This window comes from Treponema peruense (genome assembly GCF_016117655.1).
Classification (GTDB): domain Bacteria; phylum Spirochaetota; class Spirochaetia; order Treponematales; family Treponemataceae; genus Treponema_D; species Treponema_D peruense.
This window is the reverse complement of the sequence record NZ_CP064936.1, coordinates 2,277,644-2,300,610: the sequence shown is the minus strand read 5'-3', so window position 1 is coordinate 2,300,610 and position 22,967 is coordinate 2,277,644. Positions and strand designations below refer to the sequence as shown.

General features: G+C 44.0%; 17 protein-coding genes. 12 read left to right on the top strand and 5 right to left on the bottom strand.

What is annotated here, in order from left to right; genetic code table 11:
- The first annotated feature begins 12 nt into the window (after positions 1-12).
- A complete protein-coding gene (locus tag IWA51_RS10560) occupies positions 13-960 on the top strand; it encodes a GerMN domain-containing protein (protein ID WP_198442389.1) in 948 nt (315 codons plus the stop codon).
- A 28-nt stretch (positions 961-988) separates the two neighbouring features.
- Here IWA51_RS10560 and IWA51_RS10555 read toward each other — a convergent pair whose 3' ends face one another.
- A complete protein-coding gene (locus IWA51_RS10555; RefSeq protein ID WP_198442388.1) occupies positions 989-2,044 on the bottom strand; it encodes a DUF7954 domain-containing protein in 1,056 nt (351 codons plus the stop codon).
- Positions 2,045-2,063: 19 nt separating this feature from the next.
- Positions 2,064-3,875: a proline--tRNA ligase gene (locus tag IWA51_RS10550; protein WP_198442387.1), complete on the bottom strand. Its 1,812-nt coding sequence runs from the start codon at positions 3,873-3,875 to the stop codon at positions 2,064-2,066.
- A gap of 63 nt (positions 3,876-3,938) precedes the next feature.
- Here IWA51_RS10550 and IWA51_RS10545 point away from each other — a divergent pair, with 63 nt between their 5' ends.
- Entirely contained in the window at positions 3,939-4,712 is a 774-nt protein-coding gene (locus IWA51_RS10545; RefSeq protein WP_177528577.1) for a class I SAM-dependent methyltransferase, read from the top strand.
- Between the two features lie 125 nt (positions 4,713-4,837).
- On the opposite strand, the gene IWA51_RS10540 is transcribed toward IWA51_RS10545, so the two are convergent.
- Together IWA51_RS10540 and IWA51_RS10535 are read right to left on the bottom strand one after the other, a co-directional pair.
- Positions 4,838-6,070: a YibE/F family protein gene (locus IWA51_RS10540; RefSeq protein WP_198442386.1), complete on the bottom strand. Its 1,233-nt coding sequence runs from the start codon at positions 6,068-6,070 to the stop codon at positions 4,838-4,840.
- A gap of 91 nt (positions 6,071-6,161) precedes the next feature.
- Entirely contained in the window at positions 6,162-6,953 is a 792-nt protein-coding gene (locus IWA51_RS10535) for a hypothetical protein (RefSeq protein WP_198442385.1), read from the bottom strand.
- 165 nt (positions 6,954-7,118) lie between these two features.
- Here IWA51_RS10535 and IWA51_RS10530 point away from each other — a divergent pair, with 165 nt between their 5' ends.
- On the top strand, positions 7,119-7,982 hold the full coding sequence (locus IWA51_RS10530) for an Rpn family recombination-promoting nuclease/putative transposase (protein WP_198442384.1): 864 nt from the start codon (positions 7,119-7,121) through the stop codon (positions 7,980-7,982).
- A 197-nt stretch (positions 7,983-8,179) separates the two neighbouring features.
- Here IWA51_RS10530 and IWA51_RS10525 read toward each other — a convergent pair whose 3' ends face one another.
- Positions 8,180-9,334, bottom strand: coding sequence for a hypothetical protein (locus IWA51_RS10525; RefSeq protein WP_198442383.1), 1,155 nt, complete (start codon positions 9,332-9,334; stop codon positions 8,180-8,182).
- Positions 9,335-9,614: 280 nt separating this feature from the next.
- Here IWA51_RS10525 and IWA51_RS10520 point away from each other — a divergent pair, with 280 nt between their 5' ends.
- The 9 genes from IWA51_RS10520 (at position 9,615) to IWA51_RS10480 (ending at position 22,953) form a co-directional block, all read left to right on the top strand.
- Positions 9,615-10,631 (top strand): LacI family DNA-binding transcriptional regulator, encoded by a 1,017-nt coding sequence (locus tag IWA51_RS10520; RefSeq protein ID WP_198442382.1) that lies wholly within the window; start codon positions 9,615-9,617, stop codon positions 10,629-10,631.
- 152 nt (positions 10,632-10,783) lie between these two features.
- Positions 10,784-12,106 carry a type 2 periplasmic-binding domain-containing protein gene (locus IWA51_RS10515; protein ID WP_198442381.1) on the top strand — a complete coding sequence of 441 codons (1,323 nt, stop codon included), beginning with the start codon at positions 10,784-10,786 and terminating at the stop codon, positions 12,104-12,106.
- Positions 12,107-12,237: 131 nt separating this feature from the next.
- The gene (locus IWA51_RS10510) at positions 12,238-13,161 is read left to right on the top strand and encodes a carbohydrate ABC transporter permease (protein ID WP_198442380.1); all 924 of its coding nucleotides are present in this window, start codon (positions 12,238-12,240) and stop codon (positions 13,159-13,161) included.
- A 117-nt stretch (positions 13,162-13,278) separates the two neighbouring features.
- Positions 13,279-14,034: a carbohydrate ABC transporter permease gene (locus tag IWA51_RS10505; RefSeq protein WP_230402654.1), complete on the top strand. Its 756-nt coding sequence runs from the start codon at positions 13,279-13,281 to the stop codon at positions 14,032-14,034.
- Between the two features lie 131 nt (positions 14,035-14,165).
- Positions 14,166-16,646 carry a glycoside hydrolase family 94 protein gene (locus IWA51_RS10500; RefSeq protein ID WP_198442378.1) on the top strand — a complete coding sequence of 827 codons (2,481 nt, stop codon included), beginning with the start codon at positions 14,166-14,168 and terminating at the stop codon, positions 16,644-16,646.
- Between the two features lie 426 nt (positions 16,647-17,072).
- On the top strand, positions 17,073-18,764 hold the full coding sequence (gene ilvD / locus IWA51_RS10495) for a dihydroxy-acid dehydratase (RefSeq protein ID WP_177528567.1): 1,692 nt from the start codon (positions 17,073-17,075) through the stop codon (positions 18,762-18,764).
- A 30-nt stretch (positions 18,765-18,794) separates the two neighbouring features.
- Positions 18,795-20,528 carry a biosynthetic-type acetolactate synthase large subunit gene (ilvB, locus tag IWA51_RS10490; RefSeq protein WP_198442377.1) on the top strand — a complete coding sequence of 578 codons (1,734 nt, stop codon included), beginning with the start codon at positions 18,795-18,797 and terminating at the stop codon, positions 20,526-20,528.
- Between the two features lie 5 nt (positions 20,529-20,533).
- Positions 20,534-22,378, top strand: a complete 1,845-nt coding sequence (iorA, locus tag IWA51_RS10485) for an indolepyruvate ferredoxin oxidoreductase subunit alpha (RefSeq protein WP_198442376.1) — start codon at positions 20,534-20,536, stop codon at positions 22,376-22,378.
- Positions 22,375-22,953, top strand: a complete 579-nt coding sequence (locus tag IWA51_RS10480; protein ID WP_177528564.1) for an indolepyruvate oxidoreductase subunit beta — start codon at positions 22,375-22,377, stop codon at positions 22,951-22,953. Before iorA ends, IWA51_RS10480 begins: the two co-directional genes overlap by 4 nt.
- The last annotated feature ends 14 nt before the right edge of the window (positions 22,954-22,967 follow it).

Below are 22,967 nucleotides of genomic sequence, written 5' to 3'. Positions count from 1 at the left end.
TATAATGGCAGAATGGCAGACAACAAAAACAAAAAGAATTCCGGCTTTGGATTTGCAATATGGTTTGTACTTCTTTTGATTATCGGTGTACTTTTTTTAATAAACCAGAAAACGATTGTTTCCAACTTAAAGACTACCCGTTTTTTTGAACGCACAATAGGAAAAACCCCCGAGTTTATAGAAAAGGCTCCTGTTGTTGAACAAAAAGAAGAAGGCAAAAATGATGTTGCGCCCATTATTTCTACAGAAATAGATCTTAATGCAGAAACTGAAATTTCGTCTTTTAATTCTTCTGCAGATAAAACAGAACAGGCTGAACAGCTCTCCAATACGCAATCTGCAGCCACAGGTACACAATCTGCCCCGCAGCAGGAAAATGTGTCTCCCGTAACAGCAGTAAGCGATGCCGGTCGTGAACTTCAGCAGCAGGCAGAAGAAGCCGCGGCTGTAAAAAAAGAAACTGCCACCAAACCAAAACCTGCAGAAAACAAACCTGCTGTTACCGAAACAAAAAAGACTCCGGCAACTGCAGCTTCTGCTACAATGAACATCAAGCTTTACTTTATGATTATTACCAGCAACGGAACAGTCAACCGCCGCGAAGTTGTACGTACCATGAAAAAGTCGGACAGTCCTCTTATGGACGCTGTAAATGCTTTGATAGAAGGACCGAATTCTACAGAAGCAGATTCTGGCTGCCGTACGCTTTTGTCAGATGGAACACGTCTTTTGGGCGCGTCTGTCAGAAACGGCGTGGCAACACTTAACTTCAGCAGTGAATTTGAATTCAACCGTTACGGAATAGAAGGTCTGCGCGGACAGCTTCAGCAGATTGTGTATACGGCAACAGCGTTCCAGACAGTAGAAAGCGTTCAGTTCCTTATTGATGGTGAAAAAAAGGAATATTTGGGAAGTGAAGGCGTCTGGATTGGAACACCGCTACGCCGTTCAAGTTTTTAAGCTTTGAGTTTTAAGCCTCAAGGCAGAATTAAGGCTCGTAACTTTTAAGGATACGGTCAAAGTAGGCACGGTTTTTCTGATAAGTGTCGTCAAAAATCGTAAGTGAAAAATAAGCAAGGTTTCCATCTTCAAGCGGAGTAATTGTCTTGAAGTCGCGTGTTACATTTGAACTGAGCGGCTGGTAGAAAACATTCATAATTCTTGCGCCGTCTTTTTTTTCTGCAGAAATTTTATGTTGCTTCCAAATAGAATAGGAACCGTTTGTTCCCTGACTTAATTTTCTTATCATAAATGCCATAAAGTCACCGGAAAATTCGGTTTTGGACGGGGGCTTTATTGTGCTGAACGTAATAATTGCAAAGTCATCCAAAAGCCACATGTTCTGCATGGACTGCTTCCACATTCCGTCAAGCTTAACCGACTGCGATTCAAATGATGCTTTCTGCGGTTCTGCCTTTGTTTTTTTAAAGTTCCTTGTCTTGTCCCTGGGCAGCCCTTCAATTCCCTTGAATTCCGTAAACGATTTGTCTTCTGAAGAAGCAAGAATGCCTGTTGTCTGAACAGTAAGAATAGGTGTTCCGTCATTTGCACTTATTGAAAGAATGTTGAATACAGGAACAAGCGGGCTGTATTCAATTTTTACACTTCCGCCGAACTGCGCAAAGTTTTCGTCGGTCTTGAGAACAAAACCTTTCTTTAAACTTGTTGCATGCCGCCTTGCCGAAAACTCGTAGAAAAGATCGTGTATGTAATTTACAATGTCAGAGTCGCCCGTTTCTGTCATTCCCGAAATGCGCTCGCCGGTGAACTTAAGCGGGAATGTGTCTTTTTGTACTGTAAGATAAACAGTTATGTCTTTTTCCTGTTTGGAGAGTGTCGCGGGGGAATAGTACCTTGCAGCGTATGTTTCATCGTTGTAGTAAAGAAATCCAATTATTGATTTGTCTTTAAAACTTTTGTCGCTGTAGTAAACGTATTCTCCCGAAGTGTCAGGAAGCCAATCCTCTGTTGCAGGCAAAGAAAATGCTGCCGCCGGAAGAAACAGGAGTATAAGTGCAGATAATTTTTTATGTAAGTTTCTCATTGTTTCCTCCGGCAGACTTTTATGCGTTAAGCTCGTCCAGTGCAGCCTTTACTGTCTGTGCAATTTTTGCCGCAGCTTCTTCAAGCGGAACAAGCTGTGCATCGCTCTGGTTTCTGAGTTTGACTTCTACGTTTGGAAGATTTTTGTCGCCGATTGTTACGCGTACAGGATATCCCATAAGATCCATGTCATTGAACTTAACGCCTGGACGTTCATCGCGGTCGTCAAGCAGAACTTCTATTCCGAGTTTTGAAAGTTCATCATAAAGCCTGTCAGCAGCTTCTTTCATGGAATCCTTGTATTTAATAGGAACAATTGCAACCTGGTACGGGGCAACTGACATTGGCCAGATAATTCCGTGTTCATCGTGGAAAGACTCAATAATGGAAGCAAGAACGCGGTCAACACCTATTCCGTAGCATCCCATTGTGGGAACAGATGATTTTCCGTTGACGTCAAGGTAAGTTACGCCCATGCTTTGCGTATATTTTTTTCCAAGCTTGAATATGTGTCCCAGTTCGTTACCGCGGCTTGTGTAGAAAGGCTTACCGCAAACAGGGCATTTGTCGCCTGCTTTTGCCGTGCGAACATCTGCTGTCTGCCATACCTTGAAGTCGCGGCCGTATTCAACATGAACAAGATGTGTGTCTGCCTTGTTTGCCCCGACCAGAAAGTCGTGCATATTAAGAACAGAATTGTCTGCAATAACAGGAACATTGTTTAATCCTACAGGTCCTGCGTATCCTACCGGTGCTCCTGTTATGCGCATGTCTTCTTCTGCAGTGGCGAGTGTTACTTCGCTTGCCTTGAGAAGACCTGCAAGTTTTGCTTCGTTAACGTCAAGATCCCCTCGTATGCACACTGCAACAAATACTTCGGGGTAGAACGTCATGTTTCCTTCGGTAAAGGTCTTGATGTTTTTGCAGCATTCTATTCCGCTTAAGTCAAGAGAAACATTTGTAGCCTTGTAGATAAGTGTTTTGAGAAGTGAGTGCTGGCTGCAGTCAAGGAATTTTTCGAGGTCAGCGATTGTTCCGACTCCTGGGGTTTTTATTTCTTCGAAGGGCTTGTCTGTTGCGGCCAGAGGATTACCGTTTTTGTCGAGCGGAATGTCTTTTGCGCATGAAGCTTTTTCTACGTTGGCTGCATATCCGCATTCACACAAAATGAGCGTGTCATCGCCGACAGGGCTTTCTACCATAAATTCTTCTGAACCGCTGCCACCCATTGCACCTGTATCTGCCTTTACCGGAATTACCTTAAGGCCAAGTCGCTTGAAAATCCTGAGATAAGCCTTTGCATAAGCCTGGTATGTTTCGTCAAGCGATTCGTCATTTGCGTTAAGGGAATAGCCGTCCATCATGTTGAATTCACGGCCGCGCATTACACCGTATCTTGGGCGGATTTCGTCACGGTATTTTGTGTTTATCTGATAACAGTTGATAGGAAGCTGCTTGTAACTGGTGAGTCCCTGTTTCATTATTGCAGTGTAAGCTTCTTCGGCTGTAGGACTTACAACCATGTCCTGCTGCTGGCGGTTTTGGGCCTTGAGCATCTGCGCACCCATTGTGTCCCATCTTCCGCTTTCTTTCCAGATATCTCCCGGAACAACAACGGTAGGTTTGAATTCCATGGCGCCTGAAGCGTCAAGTTCCTGTCTGATGATGTTTTCAAGTTTTCTGTAGGCGCGGAGTCCGAGCGGCATATATGTATAAAGGCCGTTGCCGAGTTTTCTGATAAGGTCGGCGCGCATCATGAGCTGGTGGCTTGAGATTATCGCTTCTGCAGGCGCTTCCCGCAGTGTTCTGAATGGAATTTGTGAAGTTTTCATACGTGCATTTTAACGAAAAAAGCCCATATTTGCAATCGGTGAAAATTGCTGTATAGTAAGCGCATGACAGAAATCGAACGCTATTACAACAAATTCAATGAAGACCACAGGCTTACTACACGCCACGGAACGGTTGAATTCACCACGACAATGAAGTTTATACACGACTATATTCCGGCGGGGAAAAAGCTGCACATTCTTGATGCTGGTGCCGGTACAGGACGTTATTCTGTCGCTCTTTCAGAAGAAGGGCATTCGGTTACTGCAGTTGAACTTGTACAGCACAATATTGATGTTCTTGAGTCAAAGCATGCAAACGTAAATATCTGGCCGGGAAACGCAATGGATATGCATTTTCTTGAAGACGGCAAATTTGACATTACGCTGGTGTTCGGGCCAATGTACCATCTGCACACAACGGAAGATAGGCTGCGGGTATTTTCTGAAGCGCGGCGTGTTACAAAAAAAGGCGGAATAATTTTTGTTGCTTACGTCATGAACGAGTACAGTGTAATAGAATACTGCTTTAAGAAAAACCATGTTCTGGAATGCCTTGAAAACGGAACCCTGACAGAAGATTTTCATACTGTTTCTTCGCCACAGGATTTGTACAGTTATCTGCGCATTACTGACATTGATGAACTTAACCGCGCAGCCGGGTTAAAACGCATTTCTGTCTTTGCAGCCGACGGTCCGTCTGACTACATGAGGCGCGAACTCAATGCCATGGATGAAAAAACATTTGAAGCCTTTATGAAATTTCATCTGGCAACTTGCGAACGGCCCGACCTTCTGGGGGCAAGTTCCCATACAGTTGACATTCTGCGCAATATTTAAATATAATTTTGTTATAGGGAGTTTCTGAAAAAAGTTAAAAAAAGGCATGAAAGTAAAAAAAACATTTGCACAAAACCAGACCGCCAGTCCCGAACAAAAATACGAACTTTCTGTTTCTATAGGATTCAGCGGCTGTGCAGATTCCAAATCCTGTGTTTCAGACATACTGAATGCAGCCGACGAAAAACTGTACGAAGACAAGAGCGTTTAGTTCTGTTTTTTCCTGCAAGAATCATTCCTGAAAGAAAAGCGGTAAACGGTGCAGTAGATGCCAGACCAAAACTTCCCGCAATTGTATTGATGATTTCGGCCGCAACCTGGTTGTTGTTGAGAATATTGTAAATTGGTGTTCCCTGAGCCATAAAAGTCATAAGAAGTGCAATGCAACTTCCCGAATAAGCCAGAAGAAGTGTCGTTGTCATTGTTCCCATGGCAGCCCTTGCAACCGCGACTCCGGACTTAACGGCCTCAAACCTAGAAATAGACGGACATTTTTTTACAACTTCGTTAACTGCCGATGTTATGTCTACAGAAAGATCCATAATTGAACCGCTTGCGCCGACACAAACGCTGGCCATAAAAATGTGCGTAAGGTTAAGATACTGGTAGCCGGAATAAAGCAGACTTTCGGAATTCGGCATAATGGCTCCGTGGATTTTAAACGTTTTTGTGCACACAACAGAAAGAATTGCAGAAAGTCCTATTCCCAGCATGGCACCGCCACAGGAAGCAACAAGCCGCCTGTCAAATCCGTAGACAAGGGCAAGAATAATAAAAGTAAGTATTGCAGTAACAAGAAGTCCTGTAAGAATAGGGTCTGCGCCCTTCAAATTAAGCGGAACAAGAATCTTCCATAATACAAGAATTGTCAGAACAAAAGACATAATCGATCTTGCACCTGTCTGACCTGCAAAAACCAGAAGAAAAATTGCAAAAACCGCGGCAAGGGTTATTTCGCCCGAAATCCTGTAATGGTCAATCAGATTTACAGAAAGAATTTCAGTAACAGTCCCCGAAGACGACTCTTCTTCGCTGTAGTGAACAACTGCCTGTGCCACGTCTCCGGCAGAAAAGAGTTTGTCCTGCGAGAGGGAACCGCCAAGCATGTTCCATCCTTCTGAATGTTGTCCTTTGAATTTGCCCGAAAGAAATTTTATTGAACAAACCTGCTGGCCCGAGCGAATAAGTCCAGTGTCAATAATGCGGCTGTTGTCTACAGATTCAATTTTTACGCGGCATTTGTCTGCGTCCTTAAACTGAACAGCGCCTTCAAATCCTGTTGGAATAAAAATGAGAATTACTGTGATTAAGGCCGAAACTGCCAGTGAAATAACGGTGTGTCTGCTGATTGTTTTCATAAGGCAGATTTTTGCACACCGTCATTAGTTTTATGTTTATGTTTTGTTAAAAATTAATAATGTTACATCCTGGAAAAAATCACTGAAAAGATCAGTAACTGTCTGCCTGAATGTCATTCAGGTCGGTTTCTAATCCAGAACCGTAATAGCGCGAAATATTTTCTTCTGAAAGAAATGCGGCAAGGGCTTGTGCCTGGGCTTTTGTAAAGAAATAACGCTGACCAATGGACTGCTTTACAGCACCGTCGGACTTTGTATTGACTGCAAGATTTTCTGCCGGCGCAACCTGAATACAGAAATAGGGTGAACCCTTAAGAAATTTGTAGCCAAAGTAAACGGTCGGTTTTGAAAAGTTTGTCATCATTGGTTCCGCAATACCGAATTCCTCATAGGCTGCAGACTGTCCGTAGGCACGCTCACTTTTTTTAAGCTTTGAATCAAGATTTTTTTCATCAAAGTCCCTTATATACCGCGAAACTGCATTTACAAGAGAAGCACGCTCGTTTTTGGCAAGATAAAATGCATAGAACGAAGTGTCGTAAAGTATAAAAAAGCCCGCAAGGTCAGTGCCGTTTTTGTGAATAAAGGCGCCTTTTCTTGCAAAGGGTTTGCCCAGTGTCGGGGTCAAAAAACAGGTCATTTCTTCTTTTTTGTCATATTTGTTTTTGTTAAGAAGTTTGTCAGAAAATGACCGGGCTGAATTCAGTTTTTCTTCGCTGTATGAACCTTCATTTGAAGCAGTTGCACTTGCGGAATCAATTTTGAATATAGTAACCGTTTCAGAATTGTCATAAGTGTCTGGCTGAACTTTTGTACTGGAGCAGGAAGCCAGAAGGGAAACAGCTGCTGCCACGGAAATAGATAAAATTAATTGTGTTTTCATAAACAATATTATACTTCTGTTTTTGCATAAAAACAAATAAAAAATATACGCTGTTAAGGGCGAAATGTGCAAAAAAGAAGTGGAAAAGCGCATAAAAAAGCAGAAACTTTATAAAAAAGACCGGATTTTTTGTAAAAAAGAAAAAACAGTGACAATAAGTAGTATATGGATAATATTATAAATTATGAAGACCTTCCGCTTACAAACAATTTTATGTTCTGCAAGGTAATGGAAGACAAGGACGTGTGCAGGGGTGTAATAGAAACACTTCTTGGAATAAAAATTGAGCGCATAGAAAATTTCGGCAGGGAAAAAACAGCCCAAAGCGGATTTTCTTCAAAAGGGGTGCGGTACGATGTATATGTCCGGGGGACTAACGAAGTCTTTGACATAGAAATGCAGGTTGCCGAAACAAAAGATTTGCCGTTAAGGGCAAGGTATTACCAGAGCGTAGCTGATGTTGACGGACTCAAGCCCGGCCAGACATACAGTGATTTGAAATATGTGTATATAATATTTCTGTGTGTCTTTGATGCGTTCGGCAGAAATGAACCTGTGTATAAATTTGAAAATATCTGTTGCAGTATACCGGACCTCAAAATGAATGACAGAACCTGCAAAGTGTTTTATAATATAGCAGACTACAAAAAGGTACAGAACCCTGATGTAAGGGAACTGCTGCGCTATATGTATGAAAGCAGAGGAGCAAACAGCGGGCTTACAAAGCAAATAAGCCGCAGCCTCGAGTATGCCCGTCTGAACGAAACCTGGAGGAAGGAATTTATGATAATGGAAATGCAGCGTCTGGTCTGGATGAAAGAGGCCCAGCAGGAGGGAATGGAAAAGGGCATGCAACAGGGAATGAAACAGGGCCTAGAACAGGGTCGTGAACAGGGCGCTATCGAAGGCGCACACGCCAAGGCCGTAGAAACCGCACGCAATCTCATCGCTATGGGCATCCTCACGCCCGAACAGACGGCAAAGGCCACCGGCCTTAGCCTCGCTCAGGTCCAGCAACTTCAGCAATAGTCCGTTAACCGCAGAGTATAAAAAAGCCCGCCCGCGAGGCAGCCTTTTTTAGCGCCGACCGGCGCGGCAGCCCAGCCAGCCCAGCCTCGCGCAGGTCCAGCAACTGCAGCAATAGCGCGTTAACCGTAGCAAATAAAAAAGCCCCGCCATTGAGACGGGGCTTTTTTAGCGCCTTGCGGCGCCAGGTTCATGCTAAATTAGAAGAAGTACTCAACCTTAACAGGGATTTCCCATGCAAAGGCATCGTCTTCGTAAGTATAGCGTCCGTAGCCGTTTTTACCGTTTGTAGCACCTTCGAATGCAATACCAATCTTTCCGTTAGAGAAGTTCTTCTCTACACCAAGACCGAGTGTAAGACAGTCGCTCTTGTCTGCAGAAGTGTTCTTCATGTAAACACCGTTTGCATAGCGAACATCTCCAAAGAAACCAATGCCGTTGTCAAGACTATAGTCTGCGCCAGCACCGATAGCAAAACCAAGGTTTCCGTCATACTTTGAATCGTCGGTTTTTGAATTATCCTTAGTGTTGAGTTTTGTACCAACAGCAAGGTGTACTGCAAGAGCGTCCAGTGAATAACGTGCATATGCGTTTACAATTGTAGAATCGAATTCATTTACAGAAGCAGTTGGAATCTGTGCACCAACAGTAGCATAGAGACCGTCTACCATTGTAAGGTCAAATGCAGCAGCAATTACACCATAACTCGTTGAATCTTTTTTAGCGTCTCTTGATGTACCGTCTGGTTTTGTCATGTAAGCAGCTTTTATAGTACCAATACCGTCAATAGCATAGGCAGCAGCATAGTTTGCACCGTGTGCGTATGTATTTTCAAGAGTAGCACCTGTGCCGTTAAGGCTCAAAGGAATTCCTGCACCTACTGTAAGTCCGTCAACAGGGTATGCAATTACTGCAACGCCGTTTCCGTCAAATACATCAGGGAATGTCCAGCCTTCAAGTCCCATGGCTCCTGCTGCACCAATGCGGTCCCAGTTCCAAAGACCGAATGCTGCGTCTCCGCGAAGCTCGTTCTGGTCTTTTTTACCGGCAACAATCTTTATCTGTTCAATAGGCTTTACCCAGATAAGTGCATTGTTACCAAGACTAATTCCAGAGTCACCGTTTGCATGCATATCTACAGCAAAACCAACGTTTTCTGTAGAACCGCTTACACCGATTCCTGTTCTTGGTGCGGCCCCCCCCCATGACTGGTGCATGTCTGTTACAACATCATCGCCGGAATTTGCAGCCACGTTCCAAAGTCCGCGTCCCCATGATCCGAATGTGATTCCGTCTGCCATAGCTGCGCCAGCTACGAGAGCAAGTCCTGTCAATACTGAAATAATTTTTTTCATCTTAAGCAAACCTCCATCTGCTCAATTTTTAATAAGCACGAAACATTTTGCCTCGTGCTACAACGTTGTAGAATAATTGTACGTCCTATTTTTGTACTTGTCAAATACTTTTTTAAATTTTACTTTTTAAATTTTCGATATTTTTGTTACCTTGTTTTTCTTGTTTCCTTCCATATTTGGCCAAAATTCCGCAAATAAATTTATCAACGGGTGTCTTGACCAAATGTTTACATACTGTTCAAAATATGATAAAAGAAACTGGTTTCCTTAAATTTTCTGTATGCGGGGTGTAAAAATGGGTGTCGTAACGCTAAAAGACATAGCAAGAGAATGCGGTCTTTCGTTTTCTGCAGTAAGCAAAGCTCTTCGCGGCAGTTCTGAAATTGGCGCCGAAACAAGGCAGAAAGTAGAAGAAACGGCGCATCGACTGGGCTACACCGTAAACGTTTCTGCACGCATGCTCAGGACAAAATCTTCCAAAAGCATAGGCATTATCTTTGAAGACATAACCGGCAGCGGGCTTCAGCACCAGTATTTTGCACAAATCTTTGACTCAATGAACGTAACGGCCAATTCACGCGGCTATGACCTTATTTTTCTTAACGGAACACGCCACGACTATTACTACGACATGAAAAGCCGCGGTTGTGACGGCGTTGTAATCTGTGCCACAGACTTTGCTCGCCCCGATGTAAAAAAAATCCTTTCAGAAAAAGTGCCTGTTGCCGTACTGGACTGCGATATAGAAGGCATTCCGTCTGTTTTGAGCGACAACGAAGCAGGAATTCGCTCTCTTGTGAAGCATATTCTTGCGCTTGGTCACAAAAAAGTTGCATTTATACACGGTGAATCTTCTTTTGTAACCCGCGAGCGTCTGGACACTTTTGTGCACGTAATGGAAGAAGCCGGCTGTTCTGTTCCGGGAGACTGTCTTTTGCAGGGCAGGTACCACGATCCGGAATTGAGCGGTGAAGCAACGGAGCGCCTTCTGACACTTCCCGACATTCCTACATGCATAATTTACCCCGACGACTTTTCGGCACTCGGCGGAATCCAGGCACTTGCAAGACACTGCCTTATTCCGCACAGGGACATAAGCATTGCCGGCTATGACGGAATCCTTCTTTCGCAGCTTCTTACACCTCCTCTTACGACTTACGAACAGAATGCACTCGAACTGGGCATAAAACTCATAGATCTTCTGTTAAAATCCGTTTCGGGAACAGACGTAAGTTCTGCCACAGTGCGCGTAAAAGGCCGTCTCATCCAGGGTGGTTCTGTCTGCGACATACGCTGAAAACACACAAAAAACCGCAAATTTTCAAAAAAAAGCATTATTTTCATAAAAATTTATAAAAAAAATGCTTGACAGATTGACATACCGGATTTATGCTTTAACTACAACGTTGTAGTTAAGGCAATTTTTTTCTAATGTTTGGAGGATTCAAAATGAAAAAGGCTTTATTGTTTACACTTGCTGCTGTAACAGCCTGCGGAATGTTTACAGGCTGCGCAAAAAAGAGTGCTGCAGAAGGAAAAGTATTGAACATAGCATGTTGGAACGAAGAGTTCCAGGCGAGGTTTAAGGACTACTTTGAGGCAAAGGGACTTGTTCCGGATGGAGTCACTGTAAAGTGGCACATCACACCTAACCAGGACAATGCTTACCAGAACCGCCTTGACCAGCAGCTTCTTGCCCAGGAAAAGGCACCAGCAGACGAGAAAATCGACTTGTTCCTTGTAGAAGCAGACTATGCCCTCAAGTATGTAGACACACCGTTTACACTTGATGTAAAGAAAGACATCGGACTTACAGATGCCGACCTTTCAAAGCAGTACCAGTACACAAAGGACGTAATGACAGACAAAAACGGCGTTCTTAAGGGTGTAACCTGGCAGGCTTGTCCGGGTGGATTCATCTACCGCCGTTCAATTGCAAAGGATGTTCTTGGAACAGACAAACCTGAAGAAGTACAGAAGTTCCTTGCAACATGGAACGATTTTGACTCTGTAGCTGCACAGGCAAAGTCAAAGGGATACTTTATGCTTTCAGGATACGATGATGCATACCGCGTATTCAGCGACAACATCACAACTCCTGCTGTAGTAGACGGAAAAATCGAAATTGATCCTCTTATCAAGAGATGGATTTCACAGACAAAGACATACACAGAAAAGGGATACAACAACAAGGCAAACCTCTGGTCAGCAGAAAGCTTCAAGGGTGCCGGAAAAGACGGAAAAGTATTCGGATATTTCGGACCTGCATGGTTCATTGACTTCTGTCTCGCACCTGCAACAAAGGCCGATCCTGAAGGACCAAACGCTCTCGGAAACGGAAGCTACGGTGACTGGGCATTCTGCCGCGGACCACAGGGATTCAGCTGGGGCGGAACCTGGATTTGTGCTGCTGCCGGAACAGACAATGTTGACCTTATCAAGGACATAATGTACACACTTACATGCGACAAGGCTACAATGACTGCAATCGCAATGGAAATGGGTGACTTTACAAACAATGAAGAGGCTATGAAAGAAGTTGCTGCTTCTGACTACAAGAACCCGTTCCTTGGCGGACAGAACCACATTTCATTCTTCCTTGACAATGCAAAGAGCATCCACAAGGACTGCATGACTCCTTATGATCAGGGATTCACAGAGAAGATCCAGCATGCATTTGCTGACTACTTCAACGGCAATGTTGATGAGCAGACTGCTTACAAGAACTTCTATACATCTCTTATAGAACTTTATCCTAACCTTAAGAAATAATTCTTAAGCCTTCATATCCGGGGCTGTTCAAAGTCCAATTGTTCGGCTCCGGATTCTTTCTTTCCTGTTTTCTGTAAAATCAATTTTCACCATCAAGCAAAGAAGCACCGGCTTTTTATGCGGGGGTCCTTATGTCCGAAAAAAAACTTAAAAATCACGCATTAAATTATGAGAAGTGGGGATATTTCTTTATTGCTCCTTTCTTTATCATATACATTATTTTCCAGCTTATTCCTCTTATTTCTACAATCTGGAACAGTTTCTTTGAAAATTACAGGGTAGGTCTTATGACAGTAGGCCCCAATTTTGTTGGAATGGCCAACTACAAAGAAGTACTCTTTAACACCGATATGCCGCGGTATGCCCTGAATACACTTATAATGTGGATTATGGGATTTGTTCCGCAGATTGTATTGTCGCTTCTTCTTTCTATATGGTTCTGCGACACTGAACTTCGAATAAAGTGTACGTCTTTCTTCAAAACAGTAATTTACATGCCAAACCTTATTATGGCTTCGGCTTTTGCAATGCTGTTTTTCATGCTGTTTTCTGATGCCGGCCCTGTAAATGCCCTTGCGGTTTCAATGGGCTGGATAGAAGAACCGGTACGCTTTCTTACACAGAAGACTACGGTAAGAACGTTGGTTGCTGTTATGAACCTTCTTATGTGGTACGGTAACACAACGCTTCTTCTTATGTCAGGTATTCTTGGAATAGACAACAGTATTTTTGAAGCGGCACGCATTGACGGTGCAAATCCTTTTACAATCTTTGTAAAGGTTACGCTTCCTTCACTTATGCCCATTCTTGTTTACGTTATGATTACAAGCCTTATCGGTGGAATCCAGATGTTCGATGTTCCGCAGATTCTTACAAACGGCGAGGGTAATCCAAACAGAACTTCCATGACGCTCATTATGTACCTTAATGCACACCTTGGAAGCAAAAACTACGGAATCGGCGGTGCAATTTCTGTTCTTATCTTCATAATTACAGCAATTCTGAGTGCTACGGTTTATAAGTTTACTATGAAGGATTACAAGGACGCAAAATAATTTGCGCATAAAATGGAGGAAACTATGTTAAACCAGAGGATTTTTTTGAGCGTCAGACGCAAGATAGTTTATGTAGTACTTATTCTGTTGACGTTCTTTTCTATATTACCGTTCATTATGCTTATAGTGAATTCAACACGCATCCACAGCCAGCTTATAAACGGATTTTCGTTCATTCCGGGAAAGTACTTCTTTTCTAACCTTAAGAACCTGCTTTCAAATGACAATATTCCTGTTGTGGGAGCACTTTTGAACAGCGTTATGGTTTCTGTAGGAAATGCCGTTTTTGCAACATATTTTTCTGCAATGACCGCCTACGGAATTCACATGTACCGATTCAAGGGCCGCAAATTTGCATTCAGCTTTATTATGGCTGTCATGATGGTTCCGGCTCAGGTTACAACTTTGGGATTTTTGCGCCTTATCGGTGCCATTAACCTTGACGACAACCTGCTTGCCCTTATTATTCCGGCAATTGCTTCTCCTGTAGTTTTCTTCTACATGTTGCAGTATCTTCAGGCTTTCCTTTCAAAGTCACTGGTAGAAGCTTCACGCATTGACGGCTGCGGAGAATTCAGGACATTCAACACGATTGTTATTCCTATTATTAAACCGGCAATTGCTGTTCAGGGTATTTTTGCCTTTGTAAGCTCGTGGAACAACTACTTCCTTCCGGCTTTGGTTATCAATTCAAAGTCACGCAAGACAATTCCTATTCTTATTGCCCAGCTGCGTGCGGCCGACTACATGAAGTTTGACCTTGCTCAGGTTTATATGCTTATTTTTATTGCGATTATTCCGCTTCTTATAGTTTACCTGCTTCTTTCACGCCAGATTATCGGTGGTGTAACACTCGGCGGTGTAAAGGAATAATAACGGTTTAAGATAAACCTGTGTAAAAAAATTAAAACAACAATGTGAAAAAAATCATGTTGTTGTTTTAATTCTGATTAATATAATAGAAGAAACTTGGACAGAATAAGGATTCAGAAAGAGGATTAACTATGAAATACGGACATTTTGACGACAAGGCCAGGGAATATGTAATTACAACCCCGCGTACACCTTATCCGTGGATTAACTATTTGGGAAGCGAGTCTTTCTTCTCGCTTATGTCTAACACTTGCGGCGGATATTCTTTCTACAAAGATGCACGTCTTCGCCGTCTTACACGCTACAGATACAACAATGTTCCGCTTGACTCAAACGGAAAATACTTCTACATAAAAGACGGTGACACTGTTTGGAACCCGGGCTGGCAGCCTGTTCAGACTGAACTTGACTCTTACGAATGCCGCCACGGTTTTGGCTACACACGCCTTCTTTCTTCAAAGAACGGTCTTTCTGCCGACGCGCTTTTTTTTGTGCCCGTTAACTACAACGTTGAAGTACAGCAGCTTAAGATTAAAAACGATTCGCACGAAGTAAAAGATGTTTCTGTTTATTCTTTCGTTGAGTGGTGTCTTTACAACGCCCAGGACGACGGAACAAACTTCCAGCGCAACTTTTCTACCGGCGAAGTAGAAATCGAAGGAAGCGCAATTTACCACAAGACAGAATACCGCGAAAGACGCAATCACTACGCTTTCTATTCTGTAAATACACAAATAGACGGTTTTGAAACAGACCGCGAAAGCTTTACCGGAACCTACAACGGACTCGACTGCCCCGACGCAGTTATGTCAGGAAAGAGCCGCAATTCTGTAGCAGACGGATGGTCTCCTGTTGCAAGCCACAGAATTGACGCAAGACTTAATCCCGGTGAAGAGCGCACATATATTTTTGTTCTTGGCTATATAGAAAATGCAGACGAAGAAAAGTGGCAGGACGCTCCTTCAAAGGTTCCGTTCTTCCAGACAAACCCAAAGGCACAGATTATAAACAAAAAGAAGGCCTATGAACTGCAGCACTCATTTGCAACACCAGAACTTGTAAAGGCTGAATTTGACAAGCTCTGCAAAAACTGGGATTCAATTCTGTCTGCATTCAGTCTTAAAACTTCAGATGCACGACTTGACAGAATGTCTTTGTGGAACCAGTACCAGTGTGTTACTACATACAATTTTGCAAGAAGCGCCAGTTACTTTGAAAGCGGTATCGGACGCGGAATCGGTTTCAGAGACACAAGCCAGGATATGCTTGGTGCAGCACATCTTCTTCCAAAAGAAAGAATCCGCGAGAGACTTTTTGACGTAGCTGCAACCCAGTTTGAAGACGGAAGTGCCTACCACCAGTTCCAGCCGCTTACAAAACGCGGAAATGCCGACATCGGTTCAAACTTTAACGATGATCCGCTCTGGCTTATTCTGGGCGTTGGCGGTTATATCAAGGAAACAGGCGACACTGACTTCCTTAAGGTTCAGGTTCCGTTTGATAATGACACAAACAATACAGCAACTTTGTACGAGCATCTTAAGCGTTCATACAATTACATTCTTACTCACATGGGACCGCACGGACTTCCTCTTATAGGACGCGCCGACTGGAACGACTGTCTTAACCTTAACTGTTTCAGTACAAGCCCCGATGACTCTTTCCAGACAAGTACAAACAAAGATGGAAAGAACGCCGAGTCTGTAATGATTGCGCAGATGTTCGTTTATGTAACACCAGACTACATGGAAATGTGCCGCCTTATGAACGAAGAGGATGAAGCCCTTAAGGCACAGGCTGAATCTGCAAAGATGGAAGAGTCTATCTGCAAAAACGGATGGGACGGCGAGTGGTACATACGCGCTTATGACGATTACGGACACAAGATTGGTTCACACGAATGTGAAGAAGGCAAAATCTTTATCGAAACACAGGGCTTTGGTTCAATGGCAAAAATCGGTAAGGACAAGCATCTTCCCGAAAAGGCACTGGACAGCGTAAAGAAATATCTGGACTCAAAGTACGGAATTGTTATTTTAAGTCCTGCATACAGCCGCTATCATGTTGAACTTGGTGAAGTTTCTTCTTACCCGCAGGGATACAAAGAAAACGGCGGAATCTTCTGCCACAACAATCCGTGGGTAATTATCGGTGAGATTGTAAACAACCGCCCTGATGATGCCTTTGTGCATTATGCAAAGATTGCACCTTCTTATATAGAAGATATTAGCGATATTCATAAAACAGAGCCTTATGTTTATGCACAGATGATTGCCGGTAAGGAAGCCCGTAACTTTGGTCAGGCAAAAAACAGCTGGCTTACCGGAACAGCTTCATGGAACTTTGTTGCACTGTCACAGTACATTGCAGGTATTCGTCCTGATTATGCAGGTCTCAGGGTTGAACCCAGACTTCCGTCAGAAATCGGTGACGCACAGATTACACGCGTGTTCCGTGGCGTTACTTACCGCATTAACGTTCACAGCGTAAACAATACCGGTGATGTAAAGATTGAGTGCACGAACCCTGATGTAACGGTTAACGGAACTCTGGTTTCTCTGAAAAAAGGCTCGTCTGTTTCAGAAGTTGAACTTTCAGTTACTGTAGGTTAAGCGGACACTGCCACTTATTTAAACGCTTTGCCTGCGTGAAATTTTTAGACCCGTACGCCCTGTTTTTGTTTCCTCCTTCAGGCGGCGTACGGGTCTTTTTTTTATAACAGGAAATTTATGTGAAATTTATGTAGATAAGAGAAGTGCCTCCTGGTCAGCCGGTGAAGTCCAAAACCGGGCCATATGGCCCTTGATGTGACTTTTGCGGTGAAACCATCAAATGTCGCTTCGCGACGCTAAAAGTCAAATCATTTCGGCCTCCCCCGTCTTCCCGCGCGGCACTTCAAATTTTTTACAGTAATTCTGTCATAAAAAAAACGAAGACAGAGTTTTAATAAATACTAAAAATACTACAGTATTATTAAAGTAATTTGTTGACTTTATACCCGATACAGTTTAATATAATTTGATAGCGAGGTGACAATTATGGCAAAAAAAAGTGATAACGCAGTAAAGGGAGCCGCACGCGCTCCGCACCGTTCTTTGTTTTATGCGATGGGATATACAGACGAGGAGCTTGAGCGTCCTATAGTTGGTGTCTGTTGCGCAAAAAATGAAATAATTCCGGGGCATGCCGAACTTGACAGAATTTCAGAAGCTGTTAAAGCAGGAATCCGCATGGCTGGCGGAACTCCGGTAGAGTTTCCTGCAATAGGTGTCTGCGACGGAATTGCAATGGGCCATGAAGGCATGAAGTACAGCCTTGTCACCCGTGAACTTATTGCCGATTCGGTAGAGTGCATGGCAAAGGCACACCAGTTTGACGCACTTGTAATGATTCCTAACTGCGACAAAATTGTTCCGGGAATGCTTATGGCTGCAGCCCGCCTTGATCTTCCTACAGTATTCTGTTCCGGCGGACCAATGATGCCCGGTCATCTTCCCGGTCACGATGCATCCAACCCTTATTCAGACAAAAACCTTTCACTTACCGACATGTTCGAGGCTGTTGGCGGTCTTGCGGTCGGCAAAATAAATGAAGCACAACTCAAGGAACTTGAACATTCAGCATGTCCGGGCTGCGGTGCCTGTTCCGGAATGTTTACTGCAAATTCAATGAACTGTCTTACAGAAGTACTTGGACTCGGACTTCCCGGCAACGGAACAATTCCTGCAGTAACAGGTGCACGTATTGCGCTTGCAAAACATGCCGGTATGCAGGTTATGGAAATGTACCGCCGCGGAATAACTGCACGTTCCATGATGACAGCTGACTCTTTCAGAAACGCACTTGCTGCAGATATGGCACTGGGCTGTTCCAGCAACACAATGCTCCATGTTCCGGCTATTGCGCACGAAGCAGGAATTTCAATCGATCTTCACGAAGTAAACGAAATTTCTAACCGCACTCCTAACCTTTGCCATCTTGCACCTGCAGGCCATACATTTATGTGCGAACTTAACGACGCGGGTGGTGTTCAGGCTGTTCTTGCAGAACTTGCAAAAAAGAATCTCATTAAAACAGATATGATTACCGCTACAGGAAAAACGATTGCAGAAAATATTGCCGGTGTAGTAAACCGCAATCCCCAGATTCTGCGCCCAATAGAAAATCCGTTCTCTGATAACGGCGGAATAGCAATTCTGTTCGGAAACCTCGCTCCCGACGGAACTGTAGTAAAGCGTTCTGCCTGTGCCCCCGAACTTATGAAGCATACAGGACCTGCACGAGTATTCAATGACGAAAGTGAAGCAATGGATGCCGTTCAGAACCGAAAAATTAATCCCGGCGATGTAGTTGTTATTCGCTATGAAGGACCAAAGGGCGGACCTGGAATGAGAGAAATGCTTGCCGTTACTGCCGCTCTTGCAGGACAGGGACTGGACAAACAGGTAGCTCTTATTACAGACGGACGTTTTTCTGGCGCAACAAGAGGTGCTTCTTTGGGACACTGTTCACCGGAAGCTGCTGTCGGCGGACCGATTGCTCTTGTAGAAGAAGGCGATACAATTACGCTTGACATAAACAATTATAAGATTCACCTGGATGTTTCCGATGAAGTTCTTGCAGCACGCAAGGCAAAATGGGTTTGCCCCCAGCCAAAGGTAACGACAGGATATCTTGCCCGCTATGCAAAGCTTGTTTCTTCTGCAGACAAGGGCGCAATACTTCAGTAATAAAAATACGAAAAACTCAAGGATTTTTAGATGAAAATAACAGGTTCACAGGTTGTAATAGAATGTCTTGTAGAGCAGGGCGTAGACACAATTTTTGGTTACCCGGGAGGAGCAATTCTTAATATTTATGATGAGCTTTACAAGAACTCAGACAGAATAAGACATATCCTTACTGCACACGAACAGGGTGCCGCACACGCTGCCGACGGTTACGCACGTGCTACCGGAAAAACTGGCGTTGTGTTTGCAACAAGCGGTCCGGGCGCAACAAATCTTGTTACCGGAATTGCAACTGCCTATATGGACTCGTCCCCGATGGTTGCAATTACCTGCAATGTTCCGTCTTCTCTTCTGGGAAAAGATTCGTTCCAGGAAATAGACATTACCGGCGTAACCATGCCCATTACAAAGCATAATTTTATGGTACGCAGGGTAGAAGATCTCGCCTTTACAATCCGCGAGGCATTTCTTATTGCAAAAAGCGGAAGGCCGGGTCCTGTTCTTATAGACATACCAAAAGAAGTAACAGCAGCCCTGGTTGACTTTGAGCCGCTTGCCGCCGGTGATGACGGAATGGCAAAAGCTGCAGCCGGTAACGGAAATTTGCGCCGTGTATTTTCTGTTGCTGAACCCACAGATGAAGAAATTGCTGCGGCTGCAGAACTTATTAACAGTGCCGAACGTCCTGTAATTTATGCCGGTGGCGGTGTTGTAATAAGCGGTGCAGAAAAAGAACTGCTCGAGTTTGCAGAAAAAGCAGACATTCCTGTTTCGGAAAGTCTCATGGCTCGTTCTGCATTCCCGTCAAAACATCCGCTTTGTACATGGATGGTCGGAATGCACGGAACAAAAGCCAGCAACATGGCCATTACAGAAAGCGACCTTGTTCTTGCACTTGGTGCCAGATTCAGCGACCGCGTTACTTCTGATGCTTCCAAATTTGCACAGAACAGCCGTGTATTCCAGATAGACATTGATCCGGCCGAGATAAACAAAAATATTCCGACCTGCGGCTCTCTTGTGGGAGACATCGGTCAGATACTAAAGAGACTTATTCCGCTTGTAGATTCAAAGAAGCATGGCGGCTGGGTAAAGCAGGTTCAGGAGTGGATGAAAGAAGTTCCGTCCTGTTATGCAAAGGATCCCAAAGATTCAATCAACCCAAAATTTATTTGCGAATACATAAACAAAGTTGCCGGCGACGATGCATTTATTACTACAGAAGTCGGCCAGCACCAGATGTGGACTGCACAGTTTTATCCTTTTTCAAAGCCGCGTACTTTTGTAACAAGCGGCGGTTTGGGAACAATGGGTTTTGGTACAGGAGCAGCAATTGGAATCCAGTGTGCACTTCCAAAAGCAAGGGTCGTTCATATTGCAGGTGACGGTTCGTTCCGCATGAACTGCAACGAGCTTGCAACTATACAGCATTATAATCTTCCAATAGTGATTGTCGTAATGAATAACGGCGCACTCGGTAACGTAAGAATGTGGCAGCGTCTTTTCTACGGAAAGCGGTTCAGCCAGACAACACTCGACTTTGGTCCGGACTGGGTTAAACTTGCCGAAGCTTACGGTATACAGGGGTTCAGAGCACGTAATGCCAAAGAGTTTGCTTCTGTTTTTGACAAGGCATTCGCTTCGGGAAAGGCCGCTGTTATTGACGCGCGTGTAGATATTGATGAAATGGTTTTGCCCATGGTTCCGGGAGGAAAGCCCATTTACAATCAGATTATGGAACTTAGCTCAGAGATGATGGACTAAAAGCCGTGCCGCAGAAAATGGTTATGGGAAACGAGGCGATTGCACTTGGAGCGCTCAAAGCCGGAGTAAATCTGGTTTCGGGCTATCCGGGAACGCCTTCCAGCGAAATAATTGAATATATTTCAAAGTATAAGGAAAAAACCGGCACTTATGTAGAATGGTCGGTTAACGAAAAAGCCGCCGTCGAAGTTGCTGCCGGTGCAAGTTATTCGGGGTCGCGCACTCTTGTTACGATGAAACAGGTCGGACTCAACGTGGCGGCAGATCCTGTAATGTGCCTGGCTTATGTAGGTGTTCGCGGCGGAATGGTTATTGTTTCTGCCGATGATCCTGGTCCTATTTCAAGCCAGACCGAACAGGATACAAGGCGCTTTGGTGCATTTTCAAAAATTCCGGTTCTTGACCCGTCAAGTCCTTCAGAAGCATATGAGATGGTTCAGCAGGCATTTGAGCTTTCAGAAAAATACAATACGCCTGTAATTCTGCGCCCGACTACACGCGTGGATCATGCCTACGAAAGCATGGAGTTTCCCGAACTGGGTCCGTGCCGTAACCGCGGTGAATTTGTAAAGGACAGTGCACGCTGGGTTATTTTCCCGCGCACATCTTTTATGAACCACAAACGCATCTTTGAACGCAACGAACATATTATTCCGGATGAGTTTTCAAAGAGCAGTCTTAATTCTGTTTTGAATGGTCATGCATCTTCTCTTGCAGTCGTTACAGGCGGAATAAGTTATGCCTATGTAATGGAAGCTCTTTCTATTTTGAATAAAACAGATGTTCCTGTTTTGAAAATCGGAACGCCGTATCCTTTTCCTGCACCTTTAGCTGAACAGTTTTTAATGGACAAAACGCACGTGCTTGTTGTAGAAGAACTTGATCCTGTAATTGAAGAAAGCCTTCTTCTTCTTAAAGGACGTGCAAATCTTTCCTGTTCAATTCACGGAAAACTTGATTCAAAAATTTCTGAAGCAGGCGAAAATACCGTTGAGTCTGTAAAAAAAGCACTCGCGGATTTTCTTTCTGTAAATGACGTTTCGGGCAGTGCAGAATCTTTGGACAGTGTTCCCGAACTTCCTGTAAGGCCTCCGGTATTGTGTGCAGGATGTCCCCACCGCGGTTCTTTTTATGCCGTAAAGCAGGCAATGAAAGGACAAAAGACAGTTTATTGCGGCGACATTGGCTGCTACACTTTGGGAAACGCAAAGCCGCTGGATATGTGTGACACCTGTCTTTGTATGGGCGCAGACATTACAATGGCACAGGGATTTTACCACAACGAAAATGACAGAAAGTGTTTTTCTTTTATAGGAGATTCAACTTTCTTTGCTTCGGGAATAACCGGAATTGTAAATGCCGTTTACAACCAGGCAAATATGACAGTCTGCATACTGGACAATTCAACAACTGCAATGACCGGACACCAGCCCCACCCGGGAACAGGTGTTACGATGATGGGACAGATTGTAGACAAAATAAGCATAGAAAAAATTCTTTGCGCAATAGGAGTGTCTCCTGTAATTACAGTTGATCCCTTTAACCAGGCAGAATCTGTTGCTGCAGTAAAAGCCGCTTCTGATTCGCCGGGAGTGAGCGCGGTTATCTTTAAGTCGCCGTGTATTTCTGTTGCTTCAAAACTTGGTTTTTCATTCAAAGGCGCGAACGCTGTTTCCGAAACAAAATGCATAGGCTGCCGCAAGTGCATTAACGAACTGGGCTGCCCGGCTCTTGTACTGAATGCATCTTCCAAAAAAGTACAGATAGATGCGTCTTTGTGTACGGGCTGCGGACTTTGTTCAGGAGTGTGCCCGACCGGTGCAATTACAAAACAGGAGAGTGCAGTATGAGCATGAATATTTTGATTTGCGGAGTGGGCGGACAGGGTACTGTTCTTGCCGCAAAGGTTGTGTCACAGGCGGCTCTTTCGCGCAAAGAAAAAGTTCTTTCTGCAGAAACAATCGGAATGGCCCAGCGCGGCGGAAGTGTTGTAAGTCATGTTCGTATAGGAAGCGGCGTTTATTCACCTTTGATTTCGTGCGGTCAGGCAGATGTAATAATTGCGTTTGAAGCTACCGAAGCTGTAAGAAATATTCGCTTTCTTAAAAAAAACGGAACAGTTATTGTTAACAGTAAAATTGTTGCGCCCGTTACCGCAAGCCTTGGAGCCAAAACTTTTGAAACATCTGCAATGGTTGAATATCTTAAGTCAACAGGAGCGAATGTAATCTGCGTGGACACAGATGAAGCATGTAAAAAACTTGGCAGCTCAAAGCCTGTAAATATGATTCTTCTTGGAGCAGCTTGTTCAGCCGGAATTTTTTGCGCACAGGAAATCAAAGATGCAGTTAAAGTTCTTGTAAAACCTGCATTCCACGAAATTAACCTGCGTGCAATAGATTATGGAAATCTTACTTTAGTTTAACTGTATAAACAACG

Coding starts and splice junctions, on each gene's coding strand:
- IWA51_RS10560 (WP_198442389.1), top strand. CDS start 13: ATGGCAGACAACAAAAACAAAAAGAATTCCGGCTTTGGATTTGCAATA.
- IWA51_RS10555 (WP_198442388.1), bottom strand. CDS start 2,044: ATGAGAAACTTACATAAAAAATTATCTGCACTTATACTCCTGTTTCTT.
- IWA51_RS10550 (WP_198442387.1), bottom strand. CDS start 3,875: ATGAAAACTTCACAAATTCCATTCAGAACACTGCGGGAAGCGCCTGCA.
- IWA51_RS10545 (WP_177528577.1), top strand. CDS start 3,939: ATGACAGAAATCGAACGCTATTACAACAAATTCAATGAAGACCACAGG.
- IWA51_RS10540 (WP_198442386.1), bottom strand. CDS start 6,070: ATGAAAACAATCAGCAGACACACCGTTATTTCACTGGCAGTTTCGGCC.
- IWA51_RS10535 (WP_198442385.1), bottom strand. CDS start 6,953: ATGAAAACACAATTAATTTTATCTATTTCCGTGGCAGCAGCTGTTTCC.
- IWA51_RS10530 (WP_198442384.1), top strand. CDS start 7,119: ATGGATAATATTATAAATTATGAAGACCTTCCGCTTACAAACAATTTT.
- IWA51_RS10525 (WP_198442383.1), bottom strand. CDS start 9,334: ATGAAAAAAATTATTTCAGTATTGACAGGACTTGCTCTCGTAGCTGGC.
- IWA51_RS10520 (WP_198442382.1), top strand. CDS start 9,615: ATGCGGGGTGTAAAAATGGGTGTCGTAACGCTAAAAGACATAGCAAGA.
- IWA51_RS10515 (WP_198442381.1), top strand. CDS start 10,784: ATGAAAAAGGCTTTATTGTTTACACTTGCTGCTGTAACAGCCTGCGGA.
- IWA51_RS10510 (WP_198442380.1), top strand. CDS start 12,238: ATGTCCGAAAAAAAACTTAAAAATCACGCATTAAATTATGAGAAGTGG.
- IWA51_RS10505 (WP_230402654.1), top strand. CDS start 13,279: ATGCTTATAGTGAATTCAACACGCATCCACAGCCAGCTTATAAACGGA.
- IWA51_RS10500 (WP_198442378.1), top strand. CDS start 14,166: ATGAAATACGGACATTTTGACGACAAGGCCAGGGAATATGTAATTACA.
- ilvD (WP_177528567.1), top strand. CDS start 17,073: ATGGCAAAAAAAAGTGATAACGCAGTAAAGGGAGCCGCACGCGCTCCG.
- ilvB (WP_198442377.1), top strand. CDS start 18,795: ATGAAAATAACAGGTTCACAGGTTGTAATAGAATGTCTTGTAGAGCAG.
- IWA51_RS10480 (WP_177528564.1), top strand. CDS start 22,375: ATGAGCATGAATATTTTGATTTGCGGAGTGGGCGGACAGGGTACTGTT.